General features: G+C 72.9%; 13 protein-coding genes. 1 reads left to right on the top strand and 12 read right to left on the bottom strand.

What is annotated here, in order from left to right:
* Positions 1 to 125: 125 nt before the first annotated feature.
* The 4 genes from ACIP94_RS18520 to ACIP94_RS18535 form a co-directional block, all read right to left on the bottom strand.
* Positions 126 to 1,655 carry a GMC family oxidoreductase N-terminal domain-containing protein gene (locus ACIP94_RS18520; protein WP_402426297.1) on the bottom strand — a complete coding sequence of 510 codons (1,530 nt, stop codon included), beginning with the start codon at positions 1,653 to 1,655 and terminating at the stop codon, positions 126 to 128.
* Between the two features lie 336 nt (positions 1,656 to 1,991).
* Complete coding sequence (locus tag ACIP94_RS18525) at positions 1,992 to 3,386, bottom strand: hypothetical protein (protein WP_402426299.1); 1,395 nt, start codon at positions 3,384 to 3,386, stop codon at positions 1,992 to 1,994.
* Entirely contained in the window at positions 3,383 to 4,099 is a 717-nt protein-coding gene (locus ACIP94_RS18530; protein ID WP_402426301.1) for a FadR/GntR family transcriptional regulator, read from the bottom strand. The genes ACIP94_RS18525 and ACIP94_RS18530 overlap by 4 nt, the downstream gene beginning before the upstream one ends.
* Before the next feature lie 300 nt (positions 4,100 to 4,399).
* On the bottom strand, positions 4,400 to 4,768 hold the full coding sequence (locus tag ACIP94_RS18535) for a hypothetical protein (RefSeq protein WP_402426902.1): 369 nt from the start codon (positions 4,766 to 4,768) through the stop codon (positions 4,400 to 4,402).
* Here ACIP94_RS18535 and ACIP94_RS18540 point away from each other — a divergent pair.
* Positions 4,707 to 5,114 (top strand): DUF4232 domain-containing protein, encoded by a 408-nt coding sequence (locus ACIP94_RS18540; RefSeq protein WP_402426851.1) that lies wholly within the window; start codon positions 4,707 to 4,709, stop codon positions 5,112 to 5,114. The genes ACIP94_RS18535 and ACIP94_RS18540 overlap by 62 nt on opposite strands.
* Positions 5,115 to 5,173: 59 nt before the next feature.
* Here the strand turns inward: ACIP94_RS18540 and ACIP94_RS18545 are convergent, their stop codons facing one another.
* From ACIP94_RS18545 to ACIP94_RS18580, 8 genes are all read right to left on the bottom strand, one after another.
* Positions 5,174 to 5,452 (bottom strand): hypothetical protein, encoded by a 279-nt coding sequence (locus tag ACIP94_RS18545; RefSeq protein WP_402426303.1) that lies wholly within the window; start codon positions 5,450 to 5,452, stop codon positions 5,174 to 5,176.
* A complete protein-coding gene (locus ACIP94_RS18550; RefSeq protein ID WP_402426305.1) occupies positions 5,391 to 6,611 on the bottom strand; it encodes a hypothetical protein in 1,221 nt (406 codons plus the stop codon). Before ACIP94_RS18550 ends, ACIP94_RS18545 begins: the two co-directional genes overlap by 62 nt.
* A 23-nt stretch (positions 6,612 to 6,634) precedes the next feature.
* Positions 6,635 to 6,931: a hypothetical protein gene (locus tag ACIP94_RS18555; protein WP_402426307.1), complete on the bottom strand. Its 297-nt coding sequence runs from the start codon at positions 6,929 to 6,931 to the stop codon at positions 6,635 to 6,637.
* Positions 6,932 to 7,059: 128 nt separating this feature from the next.
* Complete coding sequence (locus ACIP94_RS18560; protein ID WP_402426309.1) at positions 7,060 to 7,554, bottom strand: beta-carotene isomerase domain-containing protein; 495 nt, start codon at positions 7,552 to 7,554, stop codon at positions 7,060 to 7,062.
* A gap of 17 nt (positions 7,555 to 7,571) precedes the next feature.
* Positions 7,572 to 8,162, bottom strand: coding sequence for a GNAT family N-acetyltransferase (locus ACIP94_RS18565; RefSeq protein ID WP_402426311.1), 591 nt, complete (start codon positions 8,160 to 8,162; stop codon positions 7,572 to 7,574).
* 3 nt (positions 8,163 to 8,165) lie between these two features.
* Positions 8,166 to 8,444, bottom strand: a complete 279-nt coding sequence (locus tag ACIP94_RS18570) for an acyl carrier protein (protein WP_402426313.1) — start codon at positions 8,442 to 8,444, stop codon at positions 8,166 to 8,168.
* Positions 8,434 to 9,957 (bottom strand): AMP-binding protein, encoded by a 1,524-nt coding sequence (locus ACIP94_RS18575; RefSeq protein ID WP_402426315.1) that lies wholly within the window; start codon positions 9,955 to 9,957, stop codon positions 8,434 to 8,436. Before ACIP94_RS18575 ends, ACIP94_RS18570 begins: the two co-directional genes overlap by 11 nt.
* Positions 9,954 to 11,987, bottom strand: coding sequence for a class I tRNA ligase family protein (locus ACIP94_RS18580; protein ID WP_402426317.1), 2,034 nt, complete (start codon positions 11,985 to 11,987; stop codon positions 9,954 to 9,956). The genes ACIP94_RS18575 and ACIP94_RS18580 overlap by 4 nt, the downstream gene beginning before the upstream one ends.
* Positions 11,988 to 12,035: the final 48 nt, after the last annotated feature.

A 12,035-nucleotide genomic window follows, 5' to 3' on the forward strand; every position in this document is an offset into this window, starting at 1 on the left:
GCGGGAGCGGCCCACCGGGACGGCTGACGCGGGCTGCCCGACAGCCCGGGGGCCCATGAGGCCGACCGCCGTCGCGCCCTCGGCGGTGCGGCCGGTGCCCCGCTGCCGGCCGTCCCCCACGGATGTCACGGGGACTCGGCCACGACGCGCTGGGTGACGGCCAGGGCCGCCGCCATGATGCTCAGCTGGGGATTCACCTCCGGACAGCTGGGCAGCACGGAACCGTCGGCGATCAGCACACCCCGGATGCCACGCAGGTGCCCGTCCGGGTCGGCCGGTGAGCGCTCGGGGTCACTGCCGGCGGCGGCCGTGCCCGTGGGGTGGAAGGCGGAGACATGGAGGCGGCTCGCGGTCACCGTGTCGAGCAGCGCCTCCAACTGGGCGGGGGTGCGAGCGCGCGGGGCGTGCGGCACTCCGGTGAGCACTTCCTCGGCGCCCGCGGCGAACAGCAGCTCCCCCATGGCTCGTTGGGCGCGCAGCAGGCGACCGGCGTCGTCCGGTGCCAGGTCGTAGCGGACCAGAGTGCGGTTCCGGCCGTGGACGCGGCCCGAGGGGCGGTCGGCGATCATGGCGCCGATGGTGGCCAGCCGCTCCGCTCCCTCCAGTTCACGGCGCAGCTCGCGTCCCACGCCGGGCAGCACGAAGGAGCTCATGCCCGGGGGCGCCGCGGTGGCTTCGATGAGGATACCGTCGGCGCGCAGGTGTTCGACCCCGACGCTCTGGAGCACGCCCTTCCAGCTGGTGACGGGCCGGCTGAAGCGGCCCGCGACACTGAGGGCCGGGTGCACGCTGAGGTTGCGGCCGAGCCGGTGGTGCCGGCCGAGGCCGGAACGGCGCAGCAGCGGCGGGGTCTGGAGGGCGCCGGCGGCGACCACGACCAGCGGGCTGAGGATCTCCAGTTCACTGCCGTCCGGGCGCCGCACCAGCACCCCCGCGGCCCGTGGACCGCCGGGCCGGTCGGGGTCGGTGAGGATCCGCCGCACACGCGCGCTCGTCACGATACGGGCGCCGGCCGCACAGGCCTGGGGAAGCACGGAGAGCTGGACGCTCTGTTTGGCTCCGGTGGGGCAGCCGACCACACACTGGCAGGAGCCCACGCAGCCCGGAGCGTTGCGGCTGAGGGGTGACGCGGCCCAGCCGAGCCGCCGTGCCCCGGCCAGCGCGAGCAGCCCGTTGGTGCCGAGGACGTCCGCGGGCTGGGGCGCCACCTTCAGGGTGCGCTCGACCTCGTCGAGGTGGGCGTCGAAGCCCTCGACGGCCGCGAAGCCATGGCGACGCAGCCAGCGGGTGAGGACGTGGCCCGGTGTCCGGTAGCAGGTCCCGGAGTTGACGACGGTGGTGCCGCCGACCGCGCGGCCCACCGGCAGGACCAGCGGCGGATTGCCGACGGCGATCGTCGCCCCGCCGTCCCGGTAGAGGTCGCCGAAGCGGTCGAGCGGGGCCCGTCGCGCGAACGACGCGGTGGTGTGGTGCTCGCCTTCCTCGAGGACGACCACGCTCAGCCCCGCGCGGGCGAGTGTTCTCGCCGCCATGGCCCCGCCGGCGCCGGATCCGATGACGACGGCGTCCGCTGTGGACCGCGTGGGCCAGTGGGCGGAGGGCGTGCAGTCGAGCGGCGGATCGTCGGGCGCGGAGTCCGCGGACCGGGTGGACACCCCCCCCGTGCCGCAGGGTCCGTTCGGTACCGGCCGCGAGCAGCAGCGGTACCTTCACCGCGTCCAGGAGGGGCAGCAGGGCCCGGTGGGAGGCGAGCGAGGCCATGATGTCCTCGCGCTGCGCGGGGCTGAGGCCGGACAGCCGCCCCCCGGCGCGGGCCACGGTGTAGGCGTCGATCGCCGCGGCCGCGCCGCGCACCGCCGTCCTTGCCGGTGCGGGCATGGCGCCGAGGAGGGTGTCGAGCCGCGCCGGCACTGCCCGTGCCCAGCCGGCGGTGCCGTCGTCCGCGAGGAACGCCGCCACAAGTCCCGTCCATGCCTGCGGTGCTGGATGCCTCATCGCCCACCGACCTCCGCGTGGGCGGTGCCGGACAGCCGCCATGTGGCCTCCGGCCGCCAGCCGCCCCACCAGCGGTCCACGCGGATGACCGCGTCCGCCGTCTCGCTGTTGCGGCAGACCGCGAGGGAGCCGTCCGGATCGGTGTAGTCGAGTGCCAGCGTCCGCTCGGGCGGCTGGGTCACCGTCACCCGTATGCGGCGCCGGCCCGCGCGGCCTTCCACCCGCCACTCCGGCAGGCCGATGTCCGCGCGGAACCGGCCGACACCCGCCCAGCCCACGGCGGAGCGCTCCACTCGCCGGGGCCAGGTGCGGCCGTCGCGGTGCAGGCGCAGGAAGACGAGCGGGGGCAGCCGGTCGAGTCCCCGGCGCATGGAGACCGCGGCGATGATCTCCAGGATGTCGCCGCCGCCCAGGTCCGCGTGGAGCCAGGCCCAGCGGCGGGCGTTGCCGTGGCCGTAGATACGGGCGCTCGCGCCGGGCGCGCCGTCCAGGGACAGTTCACCGGTGCCGTACCGCACCATGCCGGTGTAGCGGGCGCGGGTGGCGGGCAGCATCTGCGCGGCCGGCAGCCGGGGTCGGCGCCATGACCAGCGGGGGAAGGTGTGCAGGGGCGGGCCCTCGGGTGTCTCGGTGAGTGCCCAGGCGAAGGGGCCTGCGGAGCCGGTGAGCCGGCCGGGGACGGCGCTGATGCCCTCGGCGGTGAAGCCGTCGGGGCCCGCCTCCCAGGGGACGGGGCCGAAGGTCGCGTGCTCGACGGGTCCGTCCTTCGGGAAGACGGCGGCCCACCCGTGCGCGTAGGCGCCGGAGCCGTCGGTGGGCGCGACCAGTTCATGGTGCAGCCACACCCCGCTGCCGGTCGCCGGGTCGGTCACAGTGGTGTACCAGACCTCGGTCCGCCCCGGTGTGCCGTCCCAGCGTGACGCGTGATGGCGGTCGGCGTCGGGCACGCCGGCGCGGGGAAACCGGAAGCTGGTGAGGAACGGCAGCAGCCCGGTGCCGATGGGGAAGCGCAGGGTGCCGTCACCGATGCGCTCGCCGTCCTCGTACAGGGTGTACGGCAACACGGTCAGCGAGGCGATCGGGCGCCGGGGGGACACCGACTTCCAGCCGTCCAGTGTCAGGCGCCGGCCCTCCAGGGCGAAGGTGATCCGGTAGCGGATCCTGCGGCGGGCCAGGGGCGAGATCTCCAACTGCCCGACGGCCTCCGGGTCGTCGGCCCGTCCCGCGATCCGCACGCGGCCGGTCAGCCGCGCCCGTGTCGTACGGTGCGGCAGCAGCACACGGTCGGCCCGGACCGACAGATCGATCCGCATCGGCAGGTCGCTGTCCTCGGCGACGAGGCGCACACGGCCCAGCATGGTCTCCTCGAAGACCGTTCCGCGCGAGGTCACCGGACACCGTCCCGGCGTCCGCCGGTGTGTGCCAGCCCTTCGAGCATGATGCGTTCCGTGGCGGACAGATAGTCGCCCGCTGCCGTGCGGGCCGCCGCCTGGTCGCCGGCGGCCACGGCCTCGACCACCGGCGCCAGCCGGTCCCGCGCGGCCCGGGAATCCCGGAAGGGGCCGACCAGCGCCGCACGCACGGGCAGATACGCGTTGAACAGGGTGTTGGTCAGCAGCACATACACCCGGTTGCCGGTGGCGCGGGCGAGCGCCCGGTGCACCTCGGCGTCCGCGAGCTGCGCGGCGTCACCGCCGGCCGCCTCCCCGACGGCCGCCAGCAGGGCGCGCAGTTCGGCGATCTGCGGGGCCGTGGCACCGGCCGCGGCACGCTCTGCGATCAACGCGCCGACGCTGCGGCGGACTTCGAAGATCTCACCGATCCAGTCCGGACTGTGGCGTACCAGCATGGGCAGGAGGTCCGCCCCGCCGAGGCGCAGAAAGTCACGTACGCGGGTCCCGACGCCGTGCCGCGTCTCCAGCAGCCCGGCGTGCACCAGCCGCCCGAAGGCGTGCTTGAGCGAGGTGCGGGTGACGCCGAACCCGTCTGCCAGTTCGCGTTCGGGCGGCAGATAGCTTCCGGCCGGATGGCGTCCGTCGAGGATGTCCTCGCGCAGCCGCTTTTCCAGAGCGTCGACGATCGTCTCGCGTGGCAGTGGTTCCATCTGGGCCCCAGGCGGATGAGTGGTTGAGTGGCTGAGCCACTGAACCACCGGAGATGACGCTACGTCAACCGGTGCGGAGCCGGCGGGAACCACCCGGTCATCCCACCGCACCGGACACGGTGGCCGGCCCGGACCGGCGGTGATTGCGACAGGGCGACCCGGATCTTGTCACCGCCGTGTGACAGCCGGCCGGGCGGCGAACCCGCTGTCCGACAGCCCCGTCTGAACCGGCGAGTGCCGGTGCACGACCGGTATCCGCACGATCCGAAAGTCGGGGGATGTCATGCCGTACGGGAAAACTCACCGCAGAGCCGCGCTGGCGACGGCCGCGGTCGCGACCGCGCTGCTGGTGACCGCGTGCCAGCCCGGTGGTGGGCCGAAGGCCGCCGGGCCGGCGTCCGGGGCGCCGTCGAGGGCGTCCTCAAACGTGTCGAGCACGGTGGCGTCGTCAGGCGCGCCGGGCTCCGCGGCTCCGGGGGGTTCCGGTACGGCGCCGGGGGCTTCCGGTACGGGCGTCCCGGCGGCGCCCGCGGCCGTCACCTCCCCGGCGGTGAAAACCCCGGGGAGCACGGCGAAGGCCTGTACGGCGAGCGCCCTGAACGCGGCCGTGTACCCGGCTGCCCATCGCCCGTCGGGTACGGGAACCGGAGCGGTGATCGTCGAGTTCACCAACGTCACCGGGCACCCCTGCGTCCTGGAGGGCCATCCGACGGTGGCGGGGGCGGGCAACGGCTCCCCGCAGCACAGCCTCCCGCTGTCGGTGACCCGCACGGGCACGGCCTCGCCGGTGCGGATGGCGCCGGGCGGCAAGGCATGGGCGAAGCTGACCTTCGTCCAGGTCCAGGGCGAGGCCGACGGCTACTGCGTGTCGGGGTCGAAGCCCGTCGTGTACCCGACCCTGGTGGTGGGACTGCCGGGCGCCGGGGCGCACCAGGTTGCCCTGGCCGACGGCGAGTTCGCCGAATGCGACAACAAGGTGACCGTGACCGCGGTGTCGGCGGCGAAGCCCTCCTGAGCATGTCCCCCTGTGCCGGGGGGCCGTCGCACACGGCGGCTCCCCCGGCCCGGCGGCTGTCAGACGCGGTGCACCGTGTGCAGCTTCTTGGCGTACGTACCCGTGCCGTCCAGCACCGAGGCGCCGCCGAGGTCGGACATCGTGGGCCCGTTGACCGTCTTGCGGCTGGAGAGGAACCGGCGCCTGCCCGTCGTGTCCCGGCCCAGACAGATGCCCACGTGGTCGACCGTGACGGTCGGATTGTCGTCACCGGAGTCGGCGTTGAACAGCACCAGGTCACCGGGCTGAAGCAGGGCGGCGGCGGGCGGGTTGGTGCCGTCGGTCCGGTCGATCAGCACCCCCGGGCGCGTAGTCGGCCATATCGCGGGACTTGCGCGGCAGCCGCTCCTTGGAGGTGTCCTGCGCCGCGGCCATGGGCACGCCCATGTGGTAGCCGTACACCATGCGGGTGTAGCCGGAGCAGTCGAGATTGCCCACCTGTCTGCTCGAGGGCCCGGTGTGGATGCCGTCGTCGAAGGTCCAGCCCACGTCCATGTACTCGTGGAAGTCGGCGCCCTCGTAGCGGTAGCCCTGCGGATCCGGATAGCCGTAACCGGCCTCCCCCAGCACCTGCTTGCCCTGCGCGGGCCCCGAACCGGCGCTCACGGCGGGGGCGCCGCCGAGGAACATCGCGGCATACGCGAGGACATCCGGAGCCGTGGAACCGGCCCAGGCGCGGATCGTCTGCTCCAGTCGGTCGTTCCAGGTGCCGTCGAACGGCTGGGGAAGGACGCGCACCCAGTCGCCGTGGGTGACGGTCGGCGGAGCCTCCCAGTTCGCGGCGTCCACCTCGAAGCTGCTCGCGGAGAGCTTGACGGGCAGGTTGGTGCAGCCGTTGTTGGCCAGGGCGCGCACGCCCACCCGGCCCTTGGCGAAGGTGGAGTCGGTGACGTCGACGGACCACGCGGACGGCTCGGCCGAGCCCGCGCGCCAGGCCTTCGCCTGGATACGGGAGCCTTTCCGGCGCACCCGTATCGTCCAGTCGGAGCCCGCGGGCACGCCGGCGGCAAGGGTCAGGGCCGAGGCCAGCTGGGTGACGGTGTCGGAGACCTCCTTCTCCACCCGCAGTTCGACCGCGCCGGTGGTGAGGAACGACAGCCGGGCCCGGTAACTGTTGTGGGTGTCCTGGTAGCCGAAGGACAGGGCGAACGAACACGCCTGCCCGGTGGGCACCTTGTCGAAGCGAGCCACGCAGCGCACATCGACATCCGTGATGTCGTCGTCCCTGAGCGTGGCATGACGGCTGGCGAAGTCGGTCGTCAGGCTGATCACGCCGGCACCCGGGACGACCGCGTAGTCGGTGTCCGCCGGCCCGAGGGTGGACCAGCTTCCGCCCCCGGGTGAGGCCCCCCGGTACTGTCGGTTGGCGACCGGCAGGGACACATCCGGCAGGGTGCGCTGGAAGTCGTCCACGAAGGGCCGCTTGTTCTCGGCGAACGTCCGTTGCGGACCGGGCACGACGACCGTCCGGGCACCGTGGGTCAGCAGGGCGACGCGCCGGCCGCCGAGGTGACCTCGGTGCGGGCCGGGGTCCCGGGCAGCACCGTGGCGGTGAGCGGGGTGCCGAGCGTCACCGGCATGAAGTAGGAGGCGTCCAGCGGGGGCAGAGTCACCGAGGAACGGGCGGAACTCAGACCCGCCGGACCGGGGAAGGGCGGCACGGTGACGGCGGCAGCGCCGGCGGCACGCGCCGGTCCCGCGGCCAGCCCGCTGAGCGGCACGGACGCGGCCGAGGCCACGAGGACGGCGAGAAGACCGCGTCGGGAAGTGTCAGGCATGCCCCCGTGATCACGTCGACCCCGCGCGCCCAGGACACCGCCCCCGTCCGGCGGCCGCGCCGCTCCTGGGAAGCGGCGTACGCCTGTTGGCCCGCCGCGCCCCGCCGGTGGGAGCGGCGAGGCGCGGGTCACCGGGCCCGGCGCCGAGCCGGGGTGAACGAGACGCGGCACAGGGACCGTTGGAGGTCGGGGGTGAGCGTCGTGGGGATGTGGAGGGTTTCGGTGAAGAAGCTCTGCGTGGGGCCCTTGCAGACGCGCAGGCAGATCTCCGGCGAGGTGCCGTCGAGAAACCTGCACCGCTCCACCACCAGTTCGGTCGGGCCCGTGCGCCGGATCGGGCCGACGAGCCAGCGGAACAGGTGCGGTGTCACCAGGGTGAGGGTCCGGGCCGCCGCGCGGGGCGCCAGGCGCCCGAGACGGCCCATGACCCCGACCGCCCGGCGTCCGCCCATCCAGCCGGTGTACGAGCCGTGCACCGCCCTGACCAGTTCCGTGTCGGAGAGCCGCGCATGCTCGTACTCGGTCTGGTCGACGAGCGCGGCATAGCCTGTCGCGGCCGAGCGGTAGCCGATCCGGCGCGCGTGGACGCGAAGGAACCTACGGAGCAACAGACCGTCGATCATGTGCGGCTCCCCCTTCGTCACACCCCGCCGGTCAGGAGGTGTTCCTTCACCCCGGGCCACTCGGCGCGCAGGACGCTGTAGAAGACGGCGTCCCGACGGCGCCCGCCGGGCATGTAGTTGAAGCTCCGCAGGACGCCCTCCTCGGTCGCGCCGATGTTGCGCAGCCCTCGTCTCGCCTGCTCGTTGAGCACGTCCGTCTTGAACTCGACCCGCTCCGCGCCCAGTCGCTCGAAGGCATGCTCCAGGAGCAGGTACTTCACCCACCGGTTGACGCCCTTGCCACGGAAGTCGCGGCCCAGCCAGGACCAGCCGATCTCCAGCCGGGCGTCCGCCTCGGCGAGATTGCCGTAGCACATGCTGCCGGCGATCCGGCCGGAGGCCTTGTCGGTGACGACGAACACGATCCGGCGCCCGGCCGCCTGGTCGGCCAGGCAGGTGTCGAAGAAGACCTTGAAGTCGGCCTCGTTCTCCACGCGGGAGACGAAGTAGCGCCAGATGTCCGGGTCCATGGCGACCGCCTGGATCCCCTGGCGGTCGGCCTCCGTCACCGGGTGAAGGCGTACATGGTCGTTCTCCAGGACGGCTGCCGCCTTCTGTGCCCAGGTCATGTGTCAGGATCCCTCGGTCGAGTGTCGGGCCAGTGCTTCTACGACGTCACGCAGGGTTCGCATCCGGTCGAGGTCGTCCTCGGTGAAGTGGGCGAGGTCGACGCCGGTAGCCTCGCACAGCTCCGTGAGGAAAAGGACCTTGTTCAAGGACGTCAGGGCGTAGGAACCGGCCATGTCGGCGTCGAGATCGAGGGCCGCCGGCGCGATGTCATGGGTCAGTACGGCGGCAAGCTGCCGGCGGGCGGCGCTCTCCATCTCGGGCAGCGTGGATTCAGACAGCATGGATTCCCTCCTCGGGGTCGTGGACGGCGTCGTGGTAGGCGTCGAGGATCCGTCCTCGCTTCGGCTTGTACTGCGAGGTGAGCAGGCCGTTGTCGATGGAGAACGGGGGGTCCGCGACGATGGCGCGGCCGATCCGCTCGTCGGCGGCGCGTGAGGCGTTGGTCCGGGCGAGGCGGGCGGCGATCGCCCTCTCGTCGGCGGGGTCGGTGGCCGGGGAGACCACGGCCACCAGCTCGGTCTGGGCCGGGCAGAACAGGACGCACTCGGCGATGGCCGGATCGGCCTTCATGTCCTCCTCGATCGGCCGGACGATCACCTTCTTGCCGTTGTCCAGGACGATCACGTCGTCGGCCCGGCCGCGGATGAACAGGAATCCGTCCTCGTCGAGATAGCCGAGGTCGCCGGTGCGAACGGTGCCATCCGGGGCGAACACCCGCTCGGAGTCGCCCGGCCGGCAGTAGGCGTAGTGGTCGTTGACCGGATGCTCGCTGCGGACGCTGACGACACCGTCCTCGCCGATCAGCACCTCCTTGCCGGGCAGCACCCTGCCGACGCTGCCGTCGCGGTGCGCCTTGGGGTGGTTCTTGGTGACGATGCAGGTCTCGTTGAGCCCGTAGCCCTCGTAGATGGGCAGCCCCGCCTCGGTGAAGAACCGCAGCACGCTGGAGGCCGCGGGCGCCGATCCGGTCCACAGATAGCGGATGCGGTCGCCGAAGACGGCCCGCGCGGCCTGCCCCGCGGTCCGGCCGTCGCCGTCCCCGCGCATCCTGGCCTGGATCTGCCGCTTGGCGGTCTCGTAGAAGGCCGGCACGCCCATCACCACGGTCGGCCGCACCCGGCGCAGCGCCGCGAACGCGGCCTCGTAGGTGCTGACGGTGATGTCGTGGCCGTGCAGAAGCGCCGAGTACACCCAGTAGCGCTGCTGGAGCAGGGAGAGCGGCAGGAATACGAACAGGTCGTCGCCCGGGCCGTGTTCGAAGATCTCCTGCACCGCCCGCAGCGAGCTGTCGATGCTGCCCGCGGTGGCACCGAGCCCCTTGGGCTCACCCGTACTGCCGGAGGTGAACTTGATGGTGGTGACGTCCTTCGGACCCCAGGTCACCGGCGGCAGCGACGGCCCGTCCAGGTCCGCCCGCTCCGACACCTGGGCCACCTCGCCGATGGGGACCATACCGGCCGGCTGGGCCGGCCGGTCGGTGAAGAGCAGCCGGATGCCGTAACGGTCCATCAGATCGGTGGTGGGCGCGAACTTGCCCGGCTCGAACCCGGCGGTCTCGGCCTTGAGCCGCAGCGCCGCGAGGTCCAGCAGGACCCATTCCAGACTGTTGGCCGCGAGGATGCCGATCCGGTCGCCGGGGCGGATCCCCTGCTCCAGCAGCCACCGGGCCACCCGGCCGGAGCGGCGGTACAGCTCGCGCAGGGTGAGGGTCCGGGTGCCCAGCAGGCTGGCGACGCGGATGTGCCCGTCCCCCGGCTCGCAGGAGACGATGCGGCCCAGCGTGTCGTGTGTCACCGCTCCCCCTCCCCCGGTGCCTCCTCGGCCGGCCGTGCGCCCGTGCCGGATGTGTCGGCCGGCTTGAAGAACACGGTCTCGGCGAGCCGGATCTCCGTGCCCGGCGCGACCAGTTCGACCGTCTGGGGCCAGGTGGTGGGCTCCGGCAGACCGAGCGCGGCGGCCAGCCGGCCGGCGAAGCGGGGCATCACCGGCGTGGCGACATGGGCGAGCAGCCGGGCCGCGGCCAGTTCCAGCGCGATGGCGGTGCGGGCCTCGTGCTGCCAGTCGGTGCTCTGGGCGGTGAGCCCCTCGAGGGCGGAGAAGCGGACCGTGTCCTCGACCAGCCCGTGGAGCTCGGCCGCGGCCTGGTTCAGCGAGAAGCCGTCCGCGCGCAGGCTGCCGCCCACGCCGGCGAGGCGGGCGCCGAGCCGGGCGAGGAACGCCGAGTGCTCCGGCGTCCAGTTGCCGGCGTCGGGCGCCTTGCCGTCGTAGTGCTTGGCGACCCGCGCGCCCAGGTCGTGCAGCCAGCGCTGCCAGGTGCCGATCAGGGTCTCGTCGAGCGTCCTGGCGTAGTCCGCGCGCCGGAAGTTGGTGCGCTCGCCCTCGGGCCGGGTCCGGGAGAGGAAGTAGCGCACGGCGTCGACGGAGTCGGGGGTGAGGATCTCCTTGCCCCAGATGGCGTGACGCCGGCTCGTCGAGAACTTGCTGCCTTCCAGCAGATAGAACTCGTTGACGTGGTAGTCGATGTCCGGCTGCCAGCCGGGGTGGGCCAGCCGGTAGAGCACCGGGTAGAGCACGGAGTGGTAGAAGCTGTTGTCGTAGCCGAAGAAGTGGACGATCTTCCAGTCCTGGCCGGGCTCGGCGGCCTTCCAGTCGCGCCCCAGCCGCACTCCCAGGGACTGGATGCCGTGCAGGAAGCCGTAGGACATCTCGGGCCAGACCCAGATGACCTGCCCGTCGACGTCCGTCTCCGCGGGCGCGACGCCCCACGAGGAGGGGTGGGTGAGGGGGATGTCCAGGGCGGGGCGGGCGAAGAGCCGGTCGCCGAGCTCGCGCAGCCGGGCCGGGACGCGGCCGAGACGGTGGTGGGCGGCGACCTCCTCGCGGAACACGTGCAGCGGCAGCGAGTAGCGGGCCAGCGGGGCTCGCCGCGGCTCGGCGGCGGAGCCGGCGGAGCGGGGCTCGGCCAGGTCCGCCACGGTGTTGGGCTCGCCGCACTCCTCGCAGATGTTGCCGCTGGTGCCCGAGCCGCATCCGGGGCAGCCGCCCTTGACGTCGACCTCGTAGAGGTACTGTCCGCTCTCGGCGTCGAAGAGCGCGTCGCTCTCGGTGACGGTGGCCCAGCCGGAGGCGACCACACGGGAGAAGAAGTCGCGCAGCCCGTCCCGGTAGCCGGGCTCCGCGTCGGTGACGGTGTACTGGTCGGGCCTGATGTCCATCAGGTCGAGGGTGCGGGCGATCTCGGCGCTGTAGTGCGCGGCGGTCTCGGCGGGCTCCCGGCCCTCCCGGCGGGCGGCGCCCACCACATAGCTCTGGTAGTCGTCGCTGCCGGTGAGGTGCCAGGCCTCGGTGCCGTTCATGCGCTGGAAGCGGACGAAGGCGTCGGCGCCGAGGTACGGGCCGGACAGATGGCCGAGGTGGAGGTCGCCGTTGGGCGTCGGCGGCGTGGAGAAGACGAACACCGGGCGGTCGCCGAAGGCCCGGCGCTCCGCGTTGTCGGCGGACGTCAGGGCGCGGCCCGCGTCACGCCAGTACTGGGTGACGAAGATCAGGTCGGTGTCGCCGGTGTTCTCCAGGACATGGGTCTCGAAGGGTTCGAAGAGGGCCAGCGTGCCAGGCTCGGCGGGGTGCCTGCGGCCGTCCACGACGAACTCGCCCCGGCCCGCCACGATGACGAAGAACTCGGTCTCGTCGTGCTGATGACCGGTGGAGGCCTGCCCCGGGGCGACCCGCCCCCAGCCGGCCCCCACGCCCAGTCCCTCGATGCTGCTCATGCGGATGCCGAACGCGTCGTGGAGAGCACGCGCGTCGTAGCGACTGAAGATCATGTCGGTTCCTTTCGGGAGGACGTTCCGAGGGCTCGGCAAGGCCGTTCG

Source organism: Streptomyces sp. NPDC093261 (genome assembly GCF_044753645.1).
Classification (GTDB): domain Bacteria; phylum Actinomycetota; class Actinomycetes; order Streptomycetales; family Streptomycetaceae; genus Streptomyces.